19 protein-coding genes are annotated in these 24,580 nt (G+C 71.7%); 8 read left to right on the top strand and 11 right to left on the bottom strand.

Annotated features, from left to right (window positions below):
• Positions 1-39: 39 nt before the first annotated feature.
• Genes treS through M3M55_RS04470 form a run of 7 tightly spaced genes read left to right on the top strand, consistent with a single transcriptional unit; the run spans position 40 to position 11,851 of the window.
• Positions 40-1,668 (top strand): maltose alpha-D-glucosyltransferase, encoded by a 1,629-nt coding sequence (gene treS, locus M3M55_RS04500; RefSeq protein ID WP_371878799.1) that lies wholly within the window; start codon positions 40-42, stop codon positions 1,666-1,668.
• Positions 1,661-2,911: a phosphotransferase gene (locus tag M3M55_RS04495; protein ID WP_249011629.1), complete on the top strand. Its 1,251-nt coding sequence runs from the start codon at positions 1,661-1,663 to the stop codon at positions 2,909-2,911. The genes treS and M3M55_RS04495 overlap by 8 nt, the downstream gene beginning before the upstream one ends.
• Positions 2,908-4,824 (top strand): 1,4-alpha-glucan branching protein GlgB, encoded by a 1,917-nt coding sequence (gene glgB / locus M3M55_RS04490; RefSeq protein WP_249011628.1) that lies wholly within the window; start codon positions 2,908-2,910, stop codon positions 4,822-4,824. Before M3M55_RS04495 ends, glgB begins: the two co-directional genes overlap by 4 nt.
• Positions 4,814-6,601, top strand: a complete 1,788-nt coding sequence (treZ, locus tag M3M55_RS04485; RefSeq protein WP_249011627.1) for a malto-oligosyltrehalose trehalohydrolase — start codon at positions 4,814-4,816, stop codon at positions 6,599-6,601. Before glgB ends, treZ begins: the two co-directional genes overlap by 11 nt.
• A complete protein-coding gene (gene glgX, locus M3M55_RS04480) occupies positions 6,598-8,748 on the top strand; it encodes a glycogen debranching protein GlgX (protein ID WP_249011626.1) in 2,151 nt (716 codons plus the stop codon). The genes treZ and glgX overlap by 4 nt, the downstream gene beginning before the upstream one ends.
• A gap of 14 nt (positions 8,749-8,762) precedes the next feature.
• The gene (locus M3M55_RS04475) at positions 8,763-10,628 is read left to right on the top strand and encodes a malto-oligosyltrehalose synthase (RefSeq protein ID WP_249011625.1); all 1,866 of its coding nucleotides are present in this window, start codon (positions 8,763-8,765) and stop codon (positions 10,626-10,628) included.
• An 8-nt stretch (positions 10,629-10,636) separates the two neighbouring features.
• Positions 10,637-11,851 carry a glycosyltransferase family 4 protein gene (locus M3M55_RS04470; protein ID WP_249011624.1) on the top strand — a complete coding sequence of 405 codons (1,215 nt, stop codon included), beginning with the start codon at positions 10,637-10,639 and terminating at the stop codon, positions 11,849-11,851.
• Here M3M55_RS04470 and M3M55_RS04465 read toward each other — a convergent pair whose 3' ends face one another.
• The 10 genes from M3M55_RS04465 to M3M55_RS04420 form a co-directional block, all read right to left on the bottom strand.
• Positions 11,852-12,361, bottom strand: coding sequence for a hypothetical protein (locus tag M3M55_RS04465; RefSeq protein WP_249011623.1), 510 nt, complete (start codon positions 12,359-12,361; stop codon positions 11,852-11,854).
• Positions 12,358-14,373, bottom strand: coding sequence for an EAL domain-containing protein (locus tag M3M55_RS04460; protein ID WP_249011622.1), 2,016 nt, complete (start codon positions 14,371-14,373; stop codon positions 12,358-12,360). The genes M3M55_RS04465 and M3M55_RS04460 overlap by 4 nt, the downstream gene beginning before the upstream one ends.
• 195 nt (positions 14,374-14,568) lie before the next feature.
• A complete protein-coding gene (gene purE, locus M3M55_RS04455; protein ID WP_249011621.1) occupies positions 14,569-15,063 on the bottom strand; it encodes a 5-(carboxyamino)imidazole ribonucleotide mutase in 495 nt (164 codons plus the stop codon).
• Positions 15,056-16,204, bottom strand: a complete 1,149-nt coding sequence (locus tag M3M55_RS04450; protein ID WP_249011620.1) for a 5-(carboxyamino)imidazole ribonucleotide synthase — start codon at positions 16,202-16,204, stop codon at positions 15,056-15,058. The genes purE and M3M55_RS04450 overlap by 8 nt, the downstream gene beginning before the upstream one ends.
• A 34-nt stretch (positions 16,205-16,238) precedes the next feature.
• A complete protein-coding gene (locus M3M55_RS04445) occupies positions 16,239-17,315 on the bottom strand; it encodes an SDR family oxidoreductase (RefSeq protein ID WP_249012445.1) in 1,077 nt (358 codons plus the stop codon).
• Between the two features lie 5 nt (positions 17,316-17,320).
• Positions 17,321-18,775 (bottom strand): acyl-CoA carboxylase subunit beta, encoded by a 1,455-nt coding sequence (locus tag M3M55_RS04440; RefSeq protein WP_249011619.1) that lies wholly within the window; start codon positions 18,773-18,775, stop codon positions 17,321-17,323.
• Entirely contained in the window at positions 18,772-19,998 is a 1,227-nt protein-coding gene (locus tag M3M55_RS04435; protein WP_249011618.1) for a beta-ketoacyl-ACP synthase II, read from the bottom strand. The genes M3M55_RS04440 and M3M55_RS04435 overlap by 4 nt, the downstream gene beginning before the upstream one ends.
• Before the next feature lie 134 nt (positions 19,999-20,132).
• The gene (locus M3M55_RS04430; protein WP_249011617.1) at positions 20,133-20,759 is read right to left on the bottom strand and encodes a LuxR C-terminal-related transcriptional regulator; all 627 of its coding nucleotides are present in this window, start codon (positions 20,757-20,759) and stop codon (positions 20,133-20,135) included.
• A complete protein-coding gene (locus M3M55_RS04425) occupies positions 20,756-21,877 on the bottom strand; it encodes a sensor histidine kinase (RefSeq protein ID WP_249011616.1) in 1,122 nt (373 codons plus the stop codon). The genes M3M55_RS04430 and M3M55_RS04425 overlap by 4 nt, the downstream gene beginning before the upstream one ends.
• 22 nt (positions 21,878-21,899) lie before the next feature.
• Positions 21,900-22,787 (bottom strand): alpha/beta fold hydrolase, encoded by an 888-nt coding sequence (locus M3M55_RS04420; RefSeq protein WP_249011615.1) that lies wholly within the window; start codon positions 22,785-22,787, stop codon positions 21,900-21,902.
• Between the two features lie 159 nt (positions 22,788-22,946).
• Between M3M55_RS04420 and M3M55_RS04415 the strand changes: the two genes are divergently transcribed.
• The gene (locus tag M3M55_RS04415) at positions 22,947-24,014 is read left to right on the top strand and encodes an MBL fold metallo-hydrolase (protein ID WP_249011614.1); all 1,068 of its coding nucleotides are present in this window, start codon (positions 22,947-22,949) and stop codon (positions 24,012-24,014) included.
• 110 nt (positions 24,015-24,124) lie between these two features.
• Here M3M55_RS04415 and M3M55_RS04410 read toward each other — a convergent pair whose 3' ends face one another.
• Positions 24,125-24,577: a type II toxin-antitoxin system RatA family toxin gene (locus M3M55_RS04410; RefSeq protein ID WP_249011613.1), complete on the bottom strand. Its 453-nt coding sequence runs from the start codon at positions 24,575-24,577 to the stop codon at positions 24,125-24,127.
• Positions 24,578-24,580: the final 3 nt, after the last annotated feature.

Raw genomic sequence — 24,580 nt, 5'->3', positions numbered from 1 at the left:
GGCTTTGCCCAGACGAGCCAGTGGTTCGAGGGCGACCCGCTGTGGTTCAAGCGGGCCGTCTTCTACGAGATCCACATCCGCGGGTTCTTCGACGCCAACGGGGACGGATCCGGGGACGTGCGCGGCCTCACCGAGAAGCTCGACTACCTGCAATGGCTCGGGATCGACTGCATCTGGCTGCTGCCCTTCTACGAGTCGCCGCTGCGGGACGGCGGCTATGACATCGCCGACTTCCTCAAGGTCCACCCCGACTACGGCAACGTCGACGACATCAAGCAGCTGATCGACGCCGCCCACGCCCGGGAGATGCGGGTGATCGCCGACCTCGTGATGAACCACACCTCGAGTGAGCACCCGTGGTTCCAGGCGTCCCGCTCCGAGGGGCCCGACGGGCCCAAACGCGACTGGTACGTGTGGTCGGACTCCCCCGAGCGCTACCGGGACGCGCGGATCATCTTCGTCGACACCGAGCAGTCGAACTGGACCTATGACCCGGTCGCGGGCGCCTACTACTGGCACCGGTTCTTCTCCCACCAGCCCGACCTCAACTACGACAACCCGGACGTGGCGGCGGCGATGCTGGAGGTGCTGCGCTTCTGGCTCGACCTCGGTCTGGACGGGTTCCGCCTCGACGCCGTCCCGTACCTGTTCGAACGGGAGGGGACCAACTGTGAGAACCTCCCCGAAACCCACGCGTACCTGAAGCGGGTGCGGACCGAGATCGAGGCCAACTACCCGGACCGGGTGCTGCTCGCTGAGGCGAACCAGTGGCCCGCAGACGTCGTCGAGTACTTCGGGGACGGGGACGAGTGCCAGATGGCCTTCCACTTCCCGGTGATGCCGCGGATGTTCATGGCGATCCGCCGGGAGGAGGCCACCCCGATCTATGAGATCCTCGAGCAGACCCCGGCGATCCCCGAATCCTGCCAGTGGGGGCTGTTCCTCCGCAACCATGACGAGCTGACGCTCGAGATGGTCACGGACGAGGAGCGCGACTACATGTACGCCGAGTACGCCAAGGACCCGCGGATGAAGCTGAACGTCGGGATCCGCCGCCGGCTCGCGCCGCTGCTCGACAACGGTCGCGATGAGATCGAGCTGATGACCGCGATCCTGTTCGCCCTACCGGGCTCGCCCGTTCTCTACTACGGTGATGAGATCGCGATGGGAGACAACGTGTTCCTCGGTGACCGTGACGGCGTGCGGACCCCGATGCAGTGGACCCCGGACCGCAACGGCGGGTTCTCCCGGGCTGACTTCGCCCAGCTGTACGCGCCGCCGCTGATGGACCCCGTCTACGGCTACCAGGCCGTCAACGTGGAGGCGGAGCTGCGCACCCCCACCTCACTGCTGCGCTGGATGCACCGGTTCATCGCCCTGCGCAAGGAGCACCCCGTCTTCGGACTGGGCAGCTACGAGCCGCTCGCCTCCGACAACCCGCGGATCTTCGCGCTGATCCGCCGCTATGAGGAGGACGTCGTCCTCTGCGTCCACAACCTCTCCCGGGCCGCCCAGTTCGTCGAGCTCGACCTGTCGGCGATGGAGGGCACCCACCCGGTCGAGATGCTCGGCCGCACCCGGTTCCCGCGGATCGGCCAGCTCCCGTACCTGCTCACCCTCGCCCCTCGCGGGTTCTACTGGTTCACCCTGGAGCCCGGCGATGAGTGAGCTGACCGACTGGCTGATCCAGCAGCGCTGGTATGCGTCAAAGAGCCTGGAGATCGCCCGGGTGCAGGAGCTCGACGCCGCCCCGCTCCCCGGCGGTGAGGAGCTGCGCCTGATCGCCGTCTCCTTCACCAACGGCACCCACGCCCTCTACCAGCTCGTCCCGGCCCTGTCCGCCGGGGTCCCCGATGCGATCGCCGCCGCCGGCGAGCACCGCACCGAGCACGGCCTGTTCTGCTTCCGCAGCCTGCTCGGGGACACGGCGCTGGCGCGCCCGGCGCTCGCCCCGGTCGGCGCCGAACAGTCGAACACGTCGGTGATCGTCGATGACACCTACGTGCTGAAGGTGTTCCGCCGGCTCGAGGCGGGCATCAACCCGGAGCTGGAGATGCTGCGCTTCCTGAGCGCCCGGCACTACCCCCACATCGCGACGCTGCGGGGCTGGTATGAGTATGAGAGCCCGGCGCTCGCGTGCACCCTCGGGGTGCTCCAGGACCTCATTCCCGACGGGCACGACGGCTGGCAGCTCGCCCTCGCCGAGATCCCGACCGCGCCCGACAGCTTCCTCGCCCGCGCCGCCTCGCTCGGGGAGGCGACCGCGACGCTGCACAGCGTCCTCGCCACCGACCATGACGACCCGGCCTTTGCCCCGGAGGAACCCTCGAACGAGTCCGTCGCGCTGCTGCGCGCCAAGGTCGACGAGGACATCGAGCGGATGTTCCTCGCCCTCCCCGACAATCCGGCGCTCGCCCCGCTGAGCGGACGCGGCGCCGACGTCCGCGAACGGCTCGCCGCCTGGCCGCAGATCAGCGCGATCGGAAAGATGGTCCGCCTCCACGGCGACTACCACCTCGGCCAGACCCTCGCCCGCCCCGACGGCAGCTGGGTGCTGCTCGACTTCGAGGGCGAGCCCGCCCGGTCGCTCTCCCAGCGGCGGATGAAACGCTCCCCGCTGCGGGACGTCGCGAGCATGCTGCGCTCCTTCGCCTACGCGGTCGCCGCCGTCGGGCTGGCGGGCGAGACCGCCCCGGACGGGATCGAGACGGCCGCCCGGGAGGCGTTCCTGTCCGCCTACCTGGACGCGGTCGACCCGAGCCTGCTGCCCTCCGGCAGCGCCGCGATCGACAACCTGCTCGGCATCTTCGAGCTCGAGAAGGCGATCTACGAGCTCGGATATGAACTTGACCACCGTCCCGACTGGGTGTCGATCCCGGTCGCGGGCATCGAAGCGCTGCTGGCGGCATGAGCGGGGTGCGCAGCTACTCGCCGCTGGTCGGCGAACTGGACCTGCACCTGCTCAACGAGGGCCGCCACGAGCGCGCGCATGAGCTGATGGGCGCGCACCTGCGCACCCATGACGGCGTCGACGGCACCGCGTTCCTTGTCTGGGCCCCGAACGCGCTGGCGGTCAGCGTCGTCGGCGACTTCAACGGCTGGGAGGTCGGCGCGGACCCGATGCGACCGCTCGCCGACGGCCTGTGGGAGCTCTTTCACCCCCACCCGCTCGAGGGCGAGAACTACAAGTACGCGGTCTGTGGGGCGAACGGGCAGGTCAACCTGAAGGCCGACCCGTGGGCCCAGGCGACGGAGATGCCGCCGAAGACCGCAAGCGTCGTCACCGCCTCCCGGCACGTGTGGGCCGACTCGGAGGCCCGCTGGGCCGCGCGCCGGTCCGCCGGGGCCCCGCACGCCCGCCCGCTCAGCGTCTATGAGGTCCACCTCGGCTCCTGGCGGCGCAACCCGCTGGAGCAGAACCGGTCACTCAGCTACCTTGAGCTCGCCGACGAGCTCGCCGACTACGTCTGCGACCTCGGTTTCACCCACGTCGAGCTGCTGCCGGTGATGGCCCACCCGTTCGCCGGCTCCTGGGGCTACCAGGTCACCTCCTACTTCGCGCCGACCCCGCGCTTCGGCAGCGCCGACGACCTCAAGGCGATGATCGAACGCCTGCACGAGCGCGGCGTCGGGGTGCTGCTGGACTGGGTGCCCGCCCACTTCCCCCGTGACGCGTTCGCCCTCGCCGAGTTCGACGGGGGGCCGCTGTATGAGTACGCCGACCCGCGCCGGGGCGCCCACCCCGACTGGGGGACGCTCGTGTTCGACTTCGGCCGCCGGGAGGTGCGTAACTTCCTGATCGCCAACGCCCGCTACTGGCTGTCGGAGTTCCACGCCGACGGCCTGCGGGTGGACGCGGTCGCCTCCATGCTCTACCTCGACTACTCACGGGCCGACGGCGAGTGGGTGCCCAACATCCACGGCGGCCGCGAGAACCTCGAGGCCGTCTCCTTCCTCAAGGAGCTCAACGAGCTGATCCACGCCGTCGAGCCGGGCGTCATCTCCGCCGCGGAGGAGTCGACCGCCTGGCCGGGCGTGTCACGGCCGACCTACCTCGGCGGGCTCGGGTTCGGGTTCAAATGGAACATGGGCTGGATGCACGACACGCTCGAATACTTCGCCCAGGACCCGATCTACCGCCGCTACCGCCACCATCAGCTCACCTTCAGCCTGATGTACGCGTTCTCGGAGAACTACATCCTGCCACTCTCCCACGACGAGGTCGTCCACGGCAAGGGGTCGCTGTATCAGAAGATGGCCGGCGACCACTGGCAGAAGCTCGCGAACCTCCGCACCCTGTACGCGCACATGTGGGCCCACCCGGGCAAGAAGCTGCTGTTCATGGGCACCGAGCTCGCCCAGCCGACCGAGTGGAACCACGAGACCTCCCTCCCCTGGCATCTGCTCGAGCACGCCGACCACGCCGGCGTCCAGAGCCTCGTCCGTGAGCTCAACCGCCTCTACGTCGCCGAACCGGCGCTGTGGGAGCTCGACGGCGACCCGGCCGGGTTTGAGTGGCTGGAGGCCAACGACGCCGACAACAACGTCGTCGCCTACGTCCGCCGCTCCCTCGGCGGCGCCCGCCAGCTCGTCTGCGTCCTCAACCTCAGCCCCGTCCCCCGCCACGGCTACCGGATCGGCCTGCCCCGCCCCGGCGTCTGGCGCGAGGCGCTCAACAGCGACGAGCACGCCTACGGCGGCAGCGGCGTCACCAACCCGGCGGCGCTGGCGACCGAGCCGATCCCGTGGCATCGCCAGGACCAGTCCGTCGCCCTCACCCTGCCGCCGCTCGGGGCGCTCTGGCTGATGCCCGATGGTCACTGAGGCGGGCGGCCACCGGGCCGCCCCCTCACCGCTCCCGTGGCTGGAGCGCCTCGGGGCCCATCCCGTCAGCGCCGAGGAGACCGCCTTCCGGGTGTGGGCCCCGGCCGCCCGGGACGGGGTCGCGGTCATCCTCGGCAACGGCCGGCGGGTCCGCGCGGAGGCGATGGCGCCCGCCGGCTACGGCGTCTACACCCTCACCACGACCGCCCCGGCGGGCACCGACTACCGCTTTCAGGTCAACGGCCGGCGCCTGCCGGACCCGGCGAGCGCGAGCCAGCCGACCGGGCTGCGCGGCCCCAGCCGCGTCTGGGCGCCCCCCGCCCCAGGACCCGCGCAGACCGGCAGGTTCTCGCCCGCCCCGCTGGCCGAGCAGGTGATCTACGAGCTGCACATCGGCACCTTCTCAGAGGCTGGGACGTTCACCGGGGCGATCCCGTATCTCGCCGGCCTCGCCGAGCTCGGGGTGACCGCGATCGAGGTGATGCCGATCGGCGAGTTCCCCGGCGCCCGCGGCTGGGGCTATGACGGGGTGTACCTGTCGGCGGCCCAATCGACCTACGGTGGCCCGGACGGGTTCCTCGCCCTCGTGGAGGCCGCCCACGCCTGCGGGCTGGCGGTGATCCTGGACGTCGTCTACAACCACGTCGGCGCCTCCGGGGTCAAGGCGCTCGAGGCGTTCGGGCCCTACTTCACCGACCGTTACGAAACCCCGTGGGGCCGGGCGCTCAACTATGACGACGCCGGGGCTGACCCCGTGCGGGAGTGGGTCTGTCAATCGGCGGAGCGCTGGGTCGGGGACTTCGGGGTGGACGGGCTGCGCCTTGACGCCGTCCACGCGATCTTCGACGCCTCCTGTGAGCATCTCGTCGCCGAGCTCAGCCGGCGGGTCAAGGCGATCGACGTGCGGACGGTCGTGATCGCCGAGTCGGCGCTCAATGACCCGAAGGTGATGCGCCCGCCCGACCGTGGGGGCTGGGGTACCGACGCGAGCTGGGCCGATGACTTCCACCACGCCGTCCGCACGCTGCTCACCGACGAGCATGAGGGCTACTACGCCGACTTCGGGGCCGTCGGGGACCTCGCCAAGGCGCTCGGGCGCCCCTTCGTCTATGACGGCGTCTACTCCCCCGTCCGGGACCGGGTGATCGGCGCCCCCGCCGGGGACCTGCCCCGCCACGCCTTCGTCGTCTGCACCCAGAACCACGATCAGGTCGGCAACCGCGCCTTCGGGGACCGGCTGGCTGCCCCCGCCCGGCCGCTCGCGGCGATGCTCACCCTGCTGTCCGGGTACGTGCCGATGCTGTTCATGGGGGAGGAGTACGGGGAGGACGCGCCGTTTCAGTTCTTCTGCGACCACATCGACCCGAAGATCGCCGAGGCGACCCGGCAGGGCCGGCGCGCCGAGTTCGCCGCGTTTGCCTCCTTCGGCAGCGAGATCCCCGACCCGATGGCCCCCGACACGTTCGCCGCCTCCACCCTCACCCGCCGCGAGGACCCGCAGCTCGCCGCCCTCTACCGGGCGCTGCTGTCCCTCCGCGGTGAGCTCGACCTCGGCGACCCGACCGGCCTGGAGTGGGATGAGGATGCCCGGCAGCTGACGGTGACCCGGCCCGGCTGGACGCTCGTCGCCAACTTCGGCCCTGAGACCGTCACCCACCTGGCCACCGGGCGACGGCTCGCGCTCGGCTCCGACCCGGCGGTCAGCGTCGCCCGCGGGACGCTCACCCTGCCGGCCTGGGGCGGCGCGGTGCTCGTCGACGAGACGGCGGCGCGATGACGGAGGTGTGGCCGGGGCGCCCGTTCCCGCTCGGGGCGACCTGGGACGGGCAGGGCACGAACTTCAGCCTGTTCAGCGAGCACGCTCAGGCGGTGACGCTGTGCCTGTTCGATGAGGACGGAACGGAGACGCGGGTGCCGGTCACCCAGCGCCGGGCGATGAGCTGGCACTGCTACCTGCCGGGGATCGGCCCCGGCCAGCGCTACGGCTTCCGGGTGCACGGCCCCTACGACCCCGTCAACGGTCACCGCTTCAACCCGGCCAAGCTGCTGATCGACCCGAACGCGAAGGCGATCGACGGGGTCGTCAACTTCCATGAGGACGCCAACCTCCTGCCCTACGTCCCCGCCCCCGAGAACCCGGACGCCGACCTCACCGCGGACGGGGCCGATGACGCCCGCGCGGTCCCCAAGTGCGTCGTCATCGACGACGCGTTCAACTGGGAGGGCGACCGGCCGCCGCGGACCCCGCTCGCGGACACCGTCATCTATGAGGTGCACGTCCGCGGGTTCACCCGCCGCCACAGCGGGGTCCGGGCGGACCTGCGCGGCACCTACGCCGCGCTCGCCTCCCACACGGCGATCCGCTACCTCACCGACCTCGGGGTGACCGCCGTCGAGCTGCTGCCGATCCACCACATCGCGGATGAGTCGTTCCTCGCCGACCGTGACCTGACCAACTACTGGGGTTACTCGACGATCGGGTATCTCGCCCCCCACTCCGAGTACGCGGCGACCGGTCGCCGCGGTGAGCAGGTGCGGGAGTTCAAGGGGATGGTCAAGGCGCTGCACCGGGCGGAGATCGAGGTGATCCTCGACGTCGTCTACAACCACACCGCCGAGGGCAACGAGCTCGGGCCGATGCTGTCCTTCAAGGGGGTGGACAACGCCTCCTACTACCGGCTCGTCCCCGACGACAAGCGCCGCTACATGGACTTCACCGGGACCGGCAACAGTCTCAACCCGGTCCACCCGAGCGTCCTGCGTCTGATCATGGACTCGCTGCGCTACTGGGTGCTCGAATGCCACGTCGACGGGTTCCGCTTCGACCTCGCCTCCGCGCTCGCCCGCGAGTTCTTCGACGTCGACCGGCTCTCGAGCTTCTTCGACATCATCCACCAGGACCCGATCCTCTCCCAGGTGAAGCTGATCGCGGAACCGTGGGACGTCGGCCCGGGCGGCTATCAGGTCGGCAACTTCCCGGTGCTGTGGTCTGAATGGAACGGCATCTACCGGGACACGGTGCGGGACTTCTGGCGCGGGGAGGCGAGTTGCGGGGCGTTCGCCCAGCGCCTCGCGGGCTCCTCGGACCTGTATCAGTCCGACGGGCGGGACCCGTTCGCCTCCATCAACTTCGTCACCGCCCATGACGGGTTCACCCTGGCGGACCTCGTCGCCTACAACGACAAGCACAATGAGGCGAACCTCGAGGACAACCGGGACGGGACCGATGACAACCGCTCCTGGAACTGCGGGGTGGAGGGACCGACCGATGACGCGGCGATCCGCTCCCTCCGCGCCCGCCAGCAACGGAACTTCCTCGCCACCCTGATGCTGTCCCAGGGCACCCCGATGCTGCTCGGCGGGGATGAGTCCAACCGCACCCAGGGCGGCAACAACAACGCGTGGTGCCAGGACAATGAGACCTCCTGGTTTGACTGGGAGTGGACCGAGGAGGCCGAGAGCCTGCACGCGTTCACCCGGCGGCTCATCCGCCTGCGCCGCGAGCACCCGGTGTTCCGGCGTCAGGCGTTCCTCGTCGGCTCGAACGTCAACGACGACCCGGGCGGGGCCGTCGGGGAGTCCGACCTCGCCGACGCCTGGTGGTTCCGGCCCGACGGGGAGAAGATGGAGCCCGCCGACTGGGACGGGCCCGATCACGCCTTCGGCCTGTTCCTCAACGGTGAGGCGATCCCCAACCTCGGCCCCCAGGGCGAGCGGATCACCGACGCGAGCTTCCTGCTCCTGTTCAACGCGTGCGCGGACAACGTCGACTTTCACCTCCCGCGCCGGTACGAACGGATGCGCTGGGCGCTGGAGATCTCGACGATGGCCCCGGGGGCGCTGGCGGGCTCGAGCGTCTATGACACGGACACGCCGGTGGAGCTGATCCACCGGTCGATGGTCGTCCTCAAACGGGTGAGCTGACAGGGAGCCTGCCGATGCCCCCGACACCATCCCCCCGTGAGCTGCGCGCCACCTACCGGCTCCAGCTCACCCCTGCCTTCGGGTTCGCCGCCGCCGCCGAGCTCGTTCCCTACCTCGCGGAGCTCGGGGTCTCGCACCTCTACCTGTCCCCCTGCCTGCAGGCCCGGCCGGGCTCGACCCACGGCTATGACGTGGTCGACCCGTCCCGGCTCTCGGACGACCTCGGCGGTGAGGACGGCTTCCGTGCCCTCGTCGGCACCGCCCACACCGCCGGGCTCGGACTGATCCTCGACGTCGTCCCCAACCACATGGGCGCCGCGGAGGAGAACCGGTTCTGGGCCGACCCGGAGCTGCGCGCGACGTTCTTTGACATCGACCCGGCGACGGGCGCCTGGCGACGCTTCTTCGACGTTGACGACCTCGCGGCGATCCGGGTCGAACGGGAGGACGTGTTCGTCGCCACCCATGCGCGGCTGCTCGCCCTCGTCGGCGACGGGCTCGTGGACGGGCTCAGGGTCGACCATCCGGACGGGCTTGCCGACCCTGAGGCGTACCTGCGCCGCCTCCGGGACGCCGGCGCGACGCGGGTGTGGGTGGAGAAGATCCTCGCCGCGGACGAGCGTCTGCCCGACAGCTGGCCGGTGTCGGGCACCGTCGGCTATGAGTTCCTCAACGACCTGACCGCCCTGTCGGTCAACCCCGACCCGGCGGCGGAGGCGACCTTCGACGCGCTGTGGCGCGACGTCGCCGCAGACCGGCGGCCCTTCAGCGCCTGGGCGTGGGAGGCCAAGCTGGCGGTCGCGACGTCCACGTTCACCGCGGAGGTCGACCGGCTCGCGCGGATCGACGGCGCCCCGGGCGCGGAGGCGATCGCCGTCGCCCTCACGAGCCAGCCGGTGTATCGCAGCTACCCGCCACCGCACGCCGGCGAGTTCCTCACCCGGTTTGCCCAGACCGCCCCGGCGGTGATGGCCAAGGGGGTGGAGGACACCGCCTTCTACCGCTACGCGCGGCTGATCGCCCTCAACGAGGTCGGCGGCAGCCCGGAGCGGTTCTCCCTCCCCGTCGGCGCCTTCCACGCCCACAATGCCGAACGGGCCCTCCGCCACCCCGAGGGGCTGTTGACGACGATGACCCACGACGCGAAGCGCTCCGCGGACGTCCGCGCCCGGATCGTCGCCCTCACCTGGTTCCCGCAGGCGTGGGACCGGTTTGCCCGACGCTGGCTCGGGGTCGACGCCGGGACCGGGGCGGGGACCGAGGCCCGGGCCGAGGCGGACGGACCCGACCTGATCGACCGTTACTTCATCCTCCAGACGCTCGTCGGGTTCCCCCCCACCCCCGAGCACCGCCCGCGGATCGACGCGTACCTCGTCAAGGCGCTGCGCGAAGCCAAACGCCACAGCAACTGGATCACCCCGGATGAGGCCTATGAGCGGGCCGCCCAGGCGTGGGTCGCCGGCCTCGCCGATGACCCGGCCTTCGGCACGGAGCTGGCGGCGCTGCTCGCCGACGTCGAGCCGCTCGGCGCTCAGATCTCGCAGGCGTGGGTGGTCCTCAAGCTGACCTGCCCCGGCGTCCCGGACATCTACCAGGGGGACGAGCTGACCTTCCGCGCCCTCGTCGACCCGGACAACCGCCGGCCGGTCGACTGGGCGGCCCGGCAGGCCGCCCTCACCACCCCCACGCCCGAGCCCAAGCTCGCCCGGATCCGTGAGCTGCTCGCCCTCCGCGCCCGCCTGCCCGAGGCGTTCGGGCCCGCCGGCGCCTACCAGGCCATCCCCGCGCCCGCGGGAACGGTCGCCTTCTGCCGCGGGGACCGGGTGGAGGTGACCGTCGGGCTCGCCCCCGGCTCGGTGAGCGCCGTCAAGGTACGCTGAACCCCCTGATGCGGGTCCTGCTTCTCTCCTGGGAGTATCCGCCCGTGATCGAGGGCGGCCTCGGCCGCCACGTCACCCAGCTCGCCGCCGGCCTCGCCGCCGCCGGGCACGACGTGTCGGTGCTCACCCGGGCCGGGACCGAGGACGCCGGGGAGCCCGAGGCGTCCGGGCGCGGACCGGTGCACGTGCACCGGGTGCCGATCGCCCCGTTCAGCGCCGACCTCGACGGGTTCATGGCCTGGGTCGGTGAGCTCAACGAGCGGCTGTTTGCCCGCGGTGCCGCGCTGGCCGGCGGCGGCCGCTTCGATCTCATCCACTCCCACGACTGGATGGTCGCCCCCGCCGCAGAGGCGCTCGCCGCCGCGCATGACCTCCCGTGGCTCGTCACCGTGCACGCGACCGAGTTCGGGCGCCACAACGGCTGGGTCCACACCCACCCGCAGCGGGCGATCCACCGCGCGGAGCGGCGGATGGTCCGCACCGCCGGTCACGTGATCTGCTGCTCGGAGTACATGGCCGGCCATGTCCGCCGCGTGTTCGGGCTCGCCCCCGGACGGGTGAGCGCGATCCCGAACGGGATCGCCCCGGCTGAGCTTGAGGTGGCCCCCGGCACCGACGTCGCAGCGCTGCGACGCCGCCACGCCCCCGGCGGGGAGCCGCTCGTGCTGCTCGTCGGCCGGCTCGTCTATGAGAAGGGCTTCCACGTCAGCCTCGAGGCGATCGCCGCGCTCGTCGCCGCCGGACGCCCCGTCCGGTTCCTGCTCGCCGGGACCGGCACGGCGGAGGCGGAGCTGCACGCCCAGGCGGAGAGCCTCGGGCTGCGCGAGGCGGGCGTCTTCCTCGGCCGAGTGGACGACGACACCCTCCACGGCCTCTACCGCGCCGCCGACGTGACCGTCGTCCCGTCCCTGTATGAGCCCTTCGGGATCGTCCCGCTCGAGGCGATGGCCTGCGGCTGTCCGGTGATCGTCACCGACACCGGCGGTCTGCGCGAGGTGACCGACGCCCCCGGGGTCGCCGTGCGGGTCCCGCCCGGGGACGTTCGCGCCCTCACCGGCGCGCTCGCCGGCCTGCTTGACGCGCCCGCCCGCCGGGCGGCGATGGCCGCCGCCGGGCGGGCCCACGCCGCCCGCTTTGACTGGCGCCAGGTAGCCGGCCAGACCGAGGGGGTCTACGCGGAGCTGCTGAGCGCCGGGGCGGCGGTCACCCCCGCTCTGGCCTGATCAGCCTTCGTCCTCGCGCCGGTCGGCCTCCGTCGCCCGCCGGCTCGCCGCCTCGGCGCGTTGGCGTGCCTTCTCGGCTCGGATCTGGGCGGCGGCCGCCCGGTCGCGGAGCTGCTCGAGCCGGCGCTGGCGTGCTGCCGTGAGGCCGGGATCGGCGGCGGCACTGAAGCTGTGGTCGGGCAGGGAGGCAGGCTGAGCGTCGGACAGCTCGCGGTATTGGGCGTCGAGCAGATCCTGGTAGGCGTCACGCCCGTCATAGATGCTTTCGAGCTGATCCTGTTGGGCATCCACCCGCGCCTGGGCTCGATCGAGGATCGCCTGGTCGCGCTCGGAAATCGGACTGGCGCGGACGCCGTCACGGGACTCGCGGGCGTCGAGCTGTTGCTGTTGGTGATCGAGGGAGTCCTGGGTGCTGTCGGCGATCGCCTGCTGGCGGTCGACGACCGCCATTTCCAGGTCGGCGATCCGTTGATCGGTCTCGAGATCGTCGCGGGACGCATCGTTGGTCATGGCAGCAGTGTCCTCGGTCCGGGAGACGGCATGTGGAAGACGTCATCGGCCGGAGCCGGACGGGCGAACAGATACCCCTGGACGCAGTCGACGTTGAGCCCCCGGAGGATCGCATGGGTCGCCTCATCCTCCACGCCCTCCGCGATCGTGCGTTTCCCCAGCGCCCTGGCGAGCCGGACGATCGCGTCCACGACGTGCCGGTTGGCCGGGTCGCCGTCCAGGTCGGCGACGAACTCGCGGTCGATCTTCAGGGTCTGGGCGGGAAGCCGCTTGAGGTAGTGGAAGCTTCCGTAGCCCGTCCCGAAGTCATCGAGGGCGACCTCACAGCCGAGCGCGTTGATCTCATTCGCGAACCGGATCGCCGCCGCCTCGTTCTCGAGCAGCGCCGTCTCCGTGATCTCGAACACGAGCCGCCGCGGGTCGACCGCATGCTCGAGCAACCGGCGGTGGACGAAGTCGCTGAGGTCCGCGTCACCGAGGGACGCGGCGGACAGGTTCAGCTCCACCAGGTGTCCCGCCGCCGCGTAGCGCACGCCCCGCTCGATCACGTACCGGTCGATCTCACGGATGAGGCCGAACCGCTCCGCGGTCGGGAGGAACTTGTCGGGGGCGATCACGCTCCCGTCGTCTGCGAGCATCCGGATGAGGAGTTCGTGCTGCACCGTCTCCCCGGAGCTGAGGTCGATGATCGGCTGGGCGTAGAGCACGAACCGCTCCTCATCAAGGGCGGTGCGGATGCGCGTCACCCAATCGAGTGCCTCCAGTTCGCGCCGCAGCCGTTCCTCCCGTTCCTTGCGCTCGGTGATGTCGTTGAACACGACCACCCACCCGACCCCGCCGGTGGGCAGCTCGCACGGCGCCGCCGAGTAGGTCACCGGCAGCAGCGTCCCGTCCCGGCGGATGAACACGTCACTGTCGACGCGTACCGCCGTTCCGGTCGCCCGCGCCCGGGTGATCGGACTGTCCTCGCAGCGGAGCGGGCTGCCGTCCTCCCGCCGGCTGTGGGTCAGGTCATGCATCACCTGCCCGATCAGCTCCTCCCGGCTCCAGCCGAACATCCGCTCGGCCGCCTCGTTGATGAAGACGAGGCGTCCGGCCTCATCGAGGACGTAGAGACCGTCGGCCATCGTCTGGGTGACCGTGTCGAGGAAGTCCCGGGTGCCTCGCAGCTCCTGCTCGATCGCGACCCGATCACTGAGATCGATCAGGACACGAACATGGCCGGCCGGCCGTCCGTCCGGATCCTCCAGCACCGTCTCTCGCGCGTACACCGGAAAGCTGCTGCCGTCCTTGTGGCGCGCGGCAAAGCGCCACTCCCGCTGCCCGGCCTCAACCGCCCCGCGGAGACCCCCGGCGCTCCCGTCCAGGCCCCCGGGCACGACCCCGAACTGAGAGAGCGACCGGCCGATCACCTCGCCGGCGGACCAGCCATACAGCCGCTGCGCCGCCGCGGTCCAGTGCGTCACGACCCCGTCCAGATCGGTGGCGATCACCGCCGCGTCGGCTGCGTCCAGCAGCGACGCGTGTTCGGCGACCGACCGTTCCGCCCGCCGGCGAGCCGTGATGTCATGGTGCACCACCACCGCACCGGAGATCTCGCCGCCGCCCACGAACGGCGTGATGCGCATCGCGAACCAGCGCTCCTGACCGGCCGCGTGGCAGGGATACTCGAACCGGAACCCGTCGCGCCGCCCGCCGAGGATGTCCTCGAGCGCCCGGTGGACCTCGGCGGCCAGTGGCTCGCTCACGCTCGCCGCCGCGCACACCCCGAGATAGTCAGCCCCGACCCCGACCCCGACCCCGTCTCCGGGGCGGCTCGTCGCACAGCGCGCACCGTTGTCGATGGCGAACTGCGCCCAACCGTCGTTCACGGCGACGATCACGCCGTGACGGTCCAGCACCGCGACGTTCGCCACGAGGGCGTCAACCGTCGCCTGCCAGAAACCCGCAGCGGACTGCGGCGGAGGCGAGGGTGCGAGCGTCAGCTCACTGCGGCGGTTGAGCGCGGTCATAGGATGGGGCGGTCGAGGGATCCCGGGGGGCCGTTCCCCAGCCATCGGCTCCCAGGGCCGAGAGCTTGAATGGTTGGTCAGAGATGAAACCGTTGGGCCGGGCCGGTGGGCACGGCGCCCTGACCGGCCTCATGTGCCCCGGCAGGCTTCTCGTCGGTCTTCGGCGAGGTCAGATCGACCCCCCCGGATCGGCGCTCAGGCGCCGGCCTGCACGCGTGCGTCCGCCGCCCGGGCGGCGTCGGCCTGCGTGTCGGCGAAGGCGCGGAGGCGCTCGCGCAGTTCAGGGTCGGCGACCCCGAGGATCCGGGCGGCGAGCAGGCCGGCGTTGCGGGCGTTGTCGATCGCGACGGTCGCGACCGGGACGCCGCGGGGCATCTGCACGATCGACAGGAGGCTGTCGAGTCCGTCGAGCACCTTGAGGGCGACGGGCACGCCGATCACCGGCAGCGGGGTGACCGCGGCGAGCATCCCGGGCAGGTGCGCGGCGCCGCCGGCCCCGGCGATGATCACGCCGAGCCCGCGCGCCTCGGCGCCCTGACCGTAGGCGAGCATGTCCACGGGGGTGCGGTGGGCGGAGAGCACCCGCAGCTCGGCGGGGATCTCCAGCTCGGCGAGCACCTCGGCGGCGGCCGCCATCACCGCCAGGTCACTGTCGGATCCCATCACGACTCCCACCCGCGGCTCAGGCATGCCCCTCCAGCCTAGCGGCCGCCTCCCGGGCGCGGGCGAGCGCGTCCTCCGGGGTGTCGTCACAGACGGTGACGTGCCCGAGCTTGCGGCCCGGCCGCGCGGTCTTGCCGTAGAGGTGGACGTGGGCGCCCGGGACCGCGAGCGCGTGTGCGCGCCGGTCGGCGGGGTCGGAGCCGTCGGGCGGCCCGACGATGTTGACCATCGCGGCGGCGGGGGCGCGCGGGGACGGGTCGCCGAGGGGCAGGTCCAGGACGGCGCGGAGGTGCTGCTCGAACTGGGAGGTGACGGCCGCCTCCGTGTGGATGTGGCCGGTGTTGTGGGTGCGGAGGGCGAGCTCGTTGATCAGCAGGCCACCGTCGGCGGTGAGGAACAGCTCGATCGCCATCAGCCCCTCAAGCCCGACCGCCTCGGCAAGCCGGGTCGCCAGCGTGTGGGCCTGCTCGGCGGTCGCGGGGTCGACCCGGGAGGGGAGGACGACCTCCCGGCACATCCCGTCGACCTGGCGGGTGTCGACGAGCGGGAAGACGGCGACCTGTCCGGAGGGGGAACGGGCGACGATGATCGCCGCCTCCCCGGCCAGGTCGACGGCCTCCTCCACGTACAGGGTGAGGCCGCCGGCGGCCGCGTCGGCGAATGCGGCGGCCACCGCCTCCGGGTCCGGACACATCCACACCCCGCGGCCGTCATAGCCGCCGCGGACGGCCTTGAGCACGACCGGCGCGCCGAACTGGTCGACGAAGTCGACGACCGCCTCCGGGTTTGGAGCGGGAGCGAACGCGGGGACGGAGAGGCCGGGGCGCTCTGACAGGGTCCGGCGCTGGTGAAGCTTGTCAGCGGCGAGCTCGAGCACCGCGGCGCTCGGGCGGACCGCCACCCCCGCCGCCTCGAGCGCGCGGACGGTGTCGAGGTCGACGAGCTCATGCTCGAAGGTGAGAACGTCCCCGCGCCCGGCGAGCTCGCCCAGCGCAGCCGGATCCTTCGCGGACCCGGTGAGCAGCTGGGCGCCGGCCCGGATCGCCGCGTCCCCGGGCTCGCCGAGACAGACGAGCCCGAGGTCAAGGGAGATCGCCGCCTGCCAGGCCATCCGGGCGAGCTGGCCGGCGCCGACCATCGCCACCGTCGACTCACTCGGTTCAGCCATGACGGCCGGGATGGTAGTCGGCGGGGAGGCTCAGCTACACGGCGAGTGACTCCCAGCGCGCCCGGGGCCGCTTGCCCCAGCGTGCCGCGGACGCATAGCGCATCAGCGCGCCGAAGTACGTCTCCAGGGCCGGGGGTTTGAACCCGAGTGAGTGCCCGCGGGTCGCGTCAAAGGTCCCCCGGACCCGGAAGTAGGGCAGGTAGGGGCCGGCGAAATCCTCCACCTCCGGGGCGGTGCCCGGCTCGACAAAGGACGGTCGGTCCTGACCGAAGGCGTCGGCGGCGAGCGCGGCGAGGGCGGAGGCGGTGATCGCCTGATCCCCGGCGACGACGTGATAGGTCCCCGTCCGGCGGGTCCCGACGGTCAACTCGTGCAGCGCGTTGGCGACGGCGTCAACCGGGACGATGTCCGCGCGACCATCCGGGTCGGCGGGGACGCACGGCAGCAGACCGCGGGCGAAGGCCTGGATCGGCCAGTAGATGACGTTGAAGGCCGGGGTCCACCCGGTGTGGGAATCCCCGACGACGATGCTGGGACGGAGGATCGCCGCGGGCAGACCGCTGGCGCTGACGAGACGCTCCGCCTCCAGTTTGGTCTGCTCATATGTGTTGCGTGGCCGCTGACCGATGTCGACCTCATGCTCGTGACAGACCCCGGGGCGGTCGCCGGCGACATAGGCGGTTGAGACGTGGACGACACGGTCGAGGTGGGCCGCCCGCGCGGCAAGCTCGAGCACCTGCCGGGTGCCGCCGACGTTGATCGCGCGGGCCTGCTCGATCGGCAGCGTGAACTGGATCGACGCGGCGGAGTGGACGACGGTGTCGATCTCATCGGCGAGGCGGTCGCGGACGGAGGTGCTCAGCCCCATTCCCGGCGCCTCGAGATCGGCGGCGACGGCGCGGACGCGCCCGTGGGGGATGAGGTCGGGCGGGAACAAGGTCTCGAGGACCCGCTCGATCCGGGCGTGCGCGGTCGCGTCATCAGCGGCGCGGACGAGCGTGATGACGGTTCGGTCGGTGCGCTCGAGCAGGCGCACGAGCAGTTCCATGCCGACGAACCCGGTCGCGCCCGTGAGGAGGATCGGTCGGTCGCTCAGCGTCGGCTCTGACATCGTGCTCACAGGGGGATGTTCCGGTTCGGGCGCAAGGGCCGCCTCGGGGTTGACAGAGTCTCCAGGGCCGCGATCACCCGGGCCCGGGTCTGTGACGGTGTGATGATCTCGTCGATCACGCCCTCAGCCGCGGCGGACGCGGCGCTCAGATGTTCGGCGGCATAGGCCCGGGCGAACCGGTCCCGGGCGACGGTCGGATCGGCCGCGGCCGCGATCTCACGGCGGTGCACGAGATCGACGGCCTGTTGGGGTCCCATGACGCCGATCTCCGCCGTCGGCCAGGCGAGCACCAGGTCGGCACCGAGGTCCCGGCTGTTCATCGCGATGAAGGCCCCGCCGAACGCCTTGCGCAGCACGACGGTGATCCGGGGCACCGTCGCGGCCGCGAACGCGTGGACGAGCTTCGCTCCATGCCGGATCACCCCGCCACCCTCCTGCCGGGTTCCCGGGAGAAAGCCGGGGGTGTCGACGAGGACGAGCAGCGGCACCCCGAACAGGTCACAGGTGCGGACGAACCGCGCGGCCTTGGTGGCCGAGTCCGCGTCCATGACCCCGCCGAGGTAGCGGGGGTTGTTGGCGACCACCCCGACCGCGTGGCCGTCGATCCGGGCCATCGCGGTGACCATGTTGCGCCCCCACCGGCCGTTGAGCTCGAGCAGGCGGCCACCGTCAACGAGCGTCGGGATGACATCACGGATGTCGTAGACCTTCCGCGGCTCGTCGGGAACGGCCGCATCCGGACGGCCGGGTCGCGGTTCGGCCGCCGGCCAGCGGCTGATGCTCGCCTCCGCGTGTTGGGGAAGGTGATCGAGCAGGTCGCGGACCGTGAGGGCGGCGTCCACGTCGTCCTCACAGACGATCTGGCAGACACCGTTGCGCTCATGCACCTTGGGTCCGCCGAGCGTGGCGGCGTCGACGTCCTCCCCCGTCACCTCCCGCACGATCCCCGGTCCGGTCAGGAACATCGATGCGCGCCGGGTCATCACCACGAAGTCTGTCAACGCCGGGGCGTAGGAGCCACCACCGGCTGAGGCGCCGCAGATCACGCTGATCTGCGGAACGACGCCGGACAGCTGGGTGTGGGCGTGGAAGATCCGCCCGTAGCCACACAGGGCGGCGACCCCCTCCTGCAGCCGCGCGCCCGCGGACTCGACGAACCCGACCACCGGAATCTGGGCGTGGCCGGCCAACCGCAGCACCCGGCAGATCGTGTCCGCATGCGCCTCCCCCAGCGACCCGCCGAGGAACGAGCGGTCCTGGGCGAAGCAGGCGACGGGCCGTCCGTCGACCCGGCCGGTCGCTCCGATGACACCGTCGCCGGCGACCGCGCGGCCGCCCATCCGGCGCGAGACGACATCACCGCGGACGAAGTGCAGCGACCCGGGATCGCACAGCGTCTCCAGCCGTTCGATCGGCCCGAGCGTCTCCGCCGGCCGGGGTGCGAGCTTGAGGGAGCTCACGCCGGCGTTCCCTCCAGGCACAGGGTGACGTTGTGGCCCCCGAAGCCGAACGAGTTCGACAGGCCGATGCGAGGGCGGTCGCGGCAGAGCGGTTTGGCGTGGTTGGGAACGTAGTCGAGGTCGAGTCCGTCCTCGGCCTCCTCCCAGCCGAGCGTCGGCGGGGCGATCCCGTCCCGGAGCGCGAGCAGCATCGCGACCGCCTCGATCGCCCCGGAGGCGCCAAGGGTGTGGCCGATCGCCGACTTGGTCGACGAGACGGGGATCCGGGGGGCGAAATCACCGAGCGCGTGCTTCAGCGCGGCGGTCTCTGACCGGTCGTTGAGCGGTGTAGAGGTTCCGTGCGCGTTGACGTAGGTGACGTCGGCCGGACCGATGCCGGCGTCACGCATCGCGCCGGCGATCGCCTTGGCGCCACCCCGGCCCTCGGTGTCGGGTGCGGTGAGGTGATGGGCGTCTCCGGTCATCCCGTATCCGCGCACCACGCCGAGGATCCGGGCGCCGCGGGCACGGGCCAGATCGCCGTCCTCGAGCACCAGCACGGCGCTGCCCTCCGACAGGACGAACCCGTCCCGGCGCGCGTCAAAGGGCCGTGAGACCCCCATCACAGACAGGGCGTTCATCGCACTGAACGCGGCGCGGGTGAGCGGGGTCAGCGCCGCTTCGGCGCCGCCGGTCACGACCGCGTCAGCATCCCCGTGCTGGATCAGGCGGGCGGCGGTCCCGATCGCGTGCCCACCGGCCGCACAGGCGGACATCACGCCGAACACCGGACCCTGGAGGTCATACCGGAGCGACAGGGCGGCCGCACCGGCGTTCCCCATCATCAACGGCACTGCCAGCGGGGAGACCGGCCGCTCCCCCTGGAGCTGGGTGTGGTTCTGCTCGATCGTGCCGATCCCACCGATCCCACTGCCGATCACGCTGCCGACCCGGTCGGGGTGGTAGGGACGTTCGTCACTCCAGCCGGCTTCGGCCAGCGCCTCCGCTCCGGCGGCGAGGGCGAGCTGGGTGAACCGGTCCGCACGGCGCGCGTCCTTGCGTGACATGAAGTCGGTCGGATTGAAGTCGCCGCAGGCCCCTTCACCGGCGGTGATGCCGGACTGCCCGGCGCTCCAGCGCTCGTGCAGGGTCCGTGCCCCGAGCCCGAGCGGCGTCACCGCGCCGACACCGGTGATCACGACCTCGCGCACAGGAAACGCGCCGTGGGGGGTGTCGTCTGCCATGGCGTTCACCTTGACGGGCGCGGGCGCCGCGCGCTCGCCGACCCCGGCATTCGGGGGGGTGCATACCCCCCGTCGGGGGGCGGGGAGACGCGCGGGTGCGACCGGCGGGAGGGAACGGTCGGCGCAGCGGCCGATCAGGCGAGGACGCCGAGGCGCTGGGCGCGCTGGACCGCCTCCGCGCGGTTGCGCGCGTCGAGCTTGCGATAGAGCGTGCTCGCGTGCTCCTTGATCGTGTGCGGGGACAGGTTGAGCGTGGCGGCGATCTCCCGGTTCGTCGCGCCGGTCGCGATCAGCTTGAGGACGTCGAGCTCACGTTCGGTGAGCAGCGGCACGGCCGTGTCCGGCGCCTCGGCGTCTGCCTCGATCATCGACATGCCGAGTGCGACCATGCGCAGCGCACGGGCGATATCGGCGGCCGGCCAGGACTTCGGCACGAACCCCACCGCCCCACACGCCCGGACCGCGGTGGAGGAGATCCGGCCCGCCCCGGAGATCAGGAGCACCTTGATCTCCGGAACCGTCCCGAGCAGCTGCTCACAGATCTCCGGCCCGGACTCCTCCGCGACGAACAGGTCGATCAGCGCGACGTCAGGCAGGAAGCGACGTCCGAGTTCGATCGCCTCCGCCCGGCTGCGGGCTGAGAAGGAGCGCTCGATCCACGGAAGGTCACTGAGCATCAGACGGAACCCCCAGTGGACGACGTCATGGTCGTCAACGATCATCACCCGGATCGGGTGCGCGAGGTGAGCGCCGGTATTCATGGTTCACGCTCGGGGACGGCGAGACGCACCCGCCAGGTACCGGGAACACGTTCACCGAACTCCACCACCCCACCGAGCTGGAGGGCCTCGAGCGCAGCCAGGCGCAGCCCCATGCCCGGGGGGCCCGGCGCCCGCCGCTCACCGACGCCGTCGTTCTCCACCTCGAGGACGAGCGCACCGTCGGCCCGCGTCAGGCGCACGAGCAGCGCGCTTGCGGCGGCGTGCTTGCGGACGTTGCGGACCGCCTCGGTCAGCACGGACTGCATCAGCGCCTCCAACCGCGGCGGCACCGGCGGCAGCGTGCCCTCCACCGTCAGGGTCAGGTCCGGCACCTCAAACGGGAGGCGTGCCAGCTCGGCGGCCAACGTCGTCCCGGTCAGCCGCGGCACCCGCCCCAGCGGCCGCTGCAGCGCGACCCGGAGATCCTCCAGCGCGGTGGTCAGCTCGCTCTCACAGCGCACCCGGATCTCCTCCCGGACCGGCCCCTTGGACAGGGCCATCAACACTCCGAAGACGCGCTGGGCGACCCCGTCGTGGATTTCGCGGGCAAGGTCGATGCGCTCCTGCAGCTCCCGGGCCCGTTCCCCGTTGAAGGTGGCGATCCGGGCCGCGGAGGCGAGCGCCAGCGTCTTGCCGAGCGTCCAGAGCAGATCGCGACGACCGGCGTCCAGCGGGGCGGCGCCGCTGGAGGGCTCGGCGATGATCACCCCGGGCCAGCGTCCCGCGGCGGCCATCGGGATGTAGATGAGAGCGTGGTCTCCGACGAGGCTCGCAAACTCCGGGGCGATGTCATGCACCGCGGGGGGGCGGATCTCGACGACGCGATCCTCGGCGAGCGCGCGGGCGGCCTCGGGCGCCTGGGCGAGGCTGATGTGGGCGTGGGTGAAAAGGTCGAGGGCGATCCCGTGCGCGCCGACCGCACCGACCTGGTGGGTCGCCTCGTCGTAGCGGAAGATGATCGCGCGGCGCACGTCCGCGACCCGGCAGAGGGCCGCGGCGAGGTGGGAGTAGAAGCCGGCGTTGTCCAGGTCCGAGCTCGCGCCGGAGAGCACCTCCACCAGCAGCTCAAGGCCGGGGATGCCGTCTTGGGCGGGAGATCCCGGGGGCAGCGCCGTCACCGGATGAGGCCCGCCATGTGCGTCATCGCGCCGTCCGGGCCGCTGGGAAGGTGCCCGTGCGCAACGGGGCGAGCTGGCTGAGGAACCCCTCGAGAGCGACGGTGAACACGTCATTGTCGTCGCCGGCGACCATGTGCCCGGCGGCCGGCACGTCAACCGTCGCGGCGCCGGGCATCAGCTCGAGCATGTCCCGCATTCCCCGCTCAGAGACGACGTCAGAGCGGGCACCGCGCACGATCAGCGCCGGTGCGGTGACCGCAGCCGCCGCCGCCCGCAGGGCGCCGAGGTCGACCTTCCGCTGAGGCTCGTCATCGTTGGCTTGCATGAACGTCGGGTCCCAGTGCCAGTACCAGCGCCCGTTCTCACGCCGGCGCAGGTTTTTGGCCAACCCCGCAGGGCTGGGGGGACGCTCACGGTTCGGGTTGTAGCGGGCGACCGCGTCAGCGGCCTCCTCCAGGGAGGCGAACCCGTCCGGGGCGGAGGTCATGAAATCCCGGATCCGCCGCACGCCGGCCATTTCCACCTTGACGACGACGTCCACGAGCACGACGCCGCGCACCCGTTCGGGTTCCGCGGCCGCGGTGGTGAGCGCGACCATTCCGCCCAGGGACGCGCCGACCAGGACGGCCGGCTGATCCTCGGCTTTCAGCAACGCGACCAGGTCGTCAGAGAACGCGCCGAGCGAGTAGTCGCCGGCCGGATCCCAGTCACTGTCGCCGTGGCCGCGAAGATCGAGCGCAAGGGTCTCCCAGCCACGGTCGGCGAGCCGGCGGGCCGTCACGCTCCAGGAGTGGCGGGTCTGACCGCCGCCGTGCATGAGCACGACCAGCCCGCGCGGGCTCGCCGCCTCCCAACGCTCGCCGCTGAGCGACAACCCGCGACCGCGCCAGTGGAAGACCGTTCCGCTCAAGGTCTGAAAGGTAGCGGTGGGAGCCCGCGAGGCGCGGGGCGCCCCAACGGGTGTGAGCGCTCGGTCCTGATGTCATTGGGGAGGCACTCGATCCCAGTGCGGCCATGCCAGGCGGACCGTGACGCCTCTCACTGCACCCCGGTGCGTAACACTGCAACGGTGTCCAGTTCCCAGGCCAGCGGTACGGAGTATGCGGACGCAGCCGAGCTGGGCATCCACGTGATCCCGCTCGACACGCCGTTTGCGGTCGGGCAGGTCAACACGTACCTGATCGAGGACGATCCGCTCACCCTCGTCGACTGCGGGCCGAACACGGCCAGCGCGCTGACCCAGCTCGAGCGCCAGCTCGAGGACCGCGGCCACCGCCTCAGCGACCTTGAGCAGATCTTCATCACCCACCAGCACCTCGACCATTCGGGGTTGGCGGGCATCCTCGCCGCCCGGTCAGGGGCGGAGCTCGTCACCCTCGACCGGCTCGCGCCGGTGCTCGAGAACTGGGCGGGACAGGCGGGTCGCAGCGATGATGACGCGCTCGCGCTGATGCTCGCCCACGGGGTGGAGGCGCCCGTCGCCGAGGCGCTGCGAGCGGTCGCGACGATCATCCGCGGCTACGGCGGCGCCGCACGGGTCGACCGGACCGTGAACGACGGTGAGGAGATCGTCTTCACCGGCCGCCGCCTGGAGGTCCAGTACCGTCCCGGCCACTCGCCGTCGGACACGGTTCTCTATGACCGGGCCAACCGGGTCGCCCTGCTCGGCGACCACCTCCTCGCGAAGGTGTCCTCCAATGCGCTGGTGGACTCTCCCCTCCCCCTGCCCTCGGACCCCGCAAGGTCCGCGGCGGCGACCTCCGACTCAACGACCCCTGGCCCACCGCCACGACGACCCGAGCCGCTGCTCGCCTACCGGGACTCGCTGATGCGCACCCGCCTCCTGGAGATCGACCTCGGCCTGGGCGGCCACGGGCCGCCGGTGCGCGATCACCGGCCGCTCATCACCGGCCGCCTCAGTGCCCAGGAGCGCCGAGCCGAGCATTTCCTCACCCTGCTCGCGGACGGGCCACGGTCCGCGCACGAACTCGCGGTGCTCCGGTGGGGGCGGGTGGCGATCACCCAGGCGTTCCTCACCCTCTCTGAGGTGCTCGGCCACCTCGGGCTGCTGCTCGCCGACGGTCGGGTGATCGAGGACGCCTCCGGGGCGATCGTCCGCTTCCACGCCGCGGACTGACCGACCGGGATCGTCCGAAGCCGCGGCCCGCCCCCACGGCCCGCCGGCACCGCCCGGCACCACGGCCGGGAGCGGCAGCTCAGCGCCCCGGTCCGGAGCCACAGCCCCGGTCAGGCGCCCTGCTGCACCCGCGCCTTGAGCTCGTCCGCGCGGGCGGCGACGAGGATCGAGCGGACCGCCGCCTCGACCGGACCGCGCACGAGTGCGCCGAGCATCCGGCCGAAGTCGACCTCGATCTGATAGGTCGCGCGTGTCCGGCCGCCGAGGTCCTCGAGCACCCAGGCGCCCTCCACCGATTTGAGCTCGCCTTTCTCCTGACGCCAGGACAGCCGGGTCGGGCCGTCGGCGTAGCTGAAGCGGACCGTTGACTTGACCTTGCGGACCTTGATGTCGGCGATCGCCTCCGTGAGCACCGCCCGGCCCTCACCGTCGCGCTCGAGCGCGGTCAGGCCGTCCATGCCGCCCTGCCAGTCGGGGGCACGCTCGACGTCGGCGATCACCGCCCACACCGTGTCGAGCGGGGCGTTGATCTCCGCGGTCGCGGATCCGGTCAGGGTGCCCATCGC

This window comes from Conexibacter sp. DBS9H8 (assembly GCF_023330685.1).
In the GTDB taxonomy this organism is placed as follows: Bacteria; Actinomycetota; Thermoleophilia; order Solirubrobacterales; family Solirubrobacteraceae; genus Palsa-465.
Note: the sequence above shows the minus strand (reverse complement) of the source record. Positions and strands in the feature narration are given on the sequence as shown.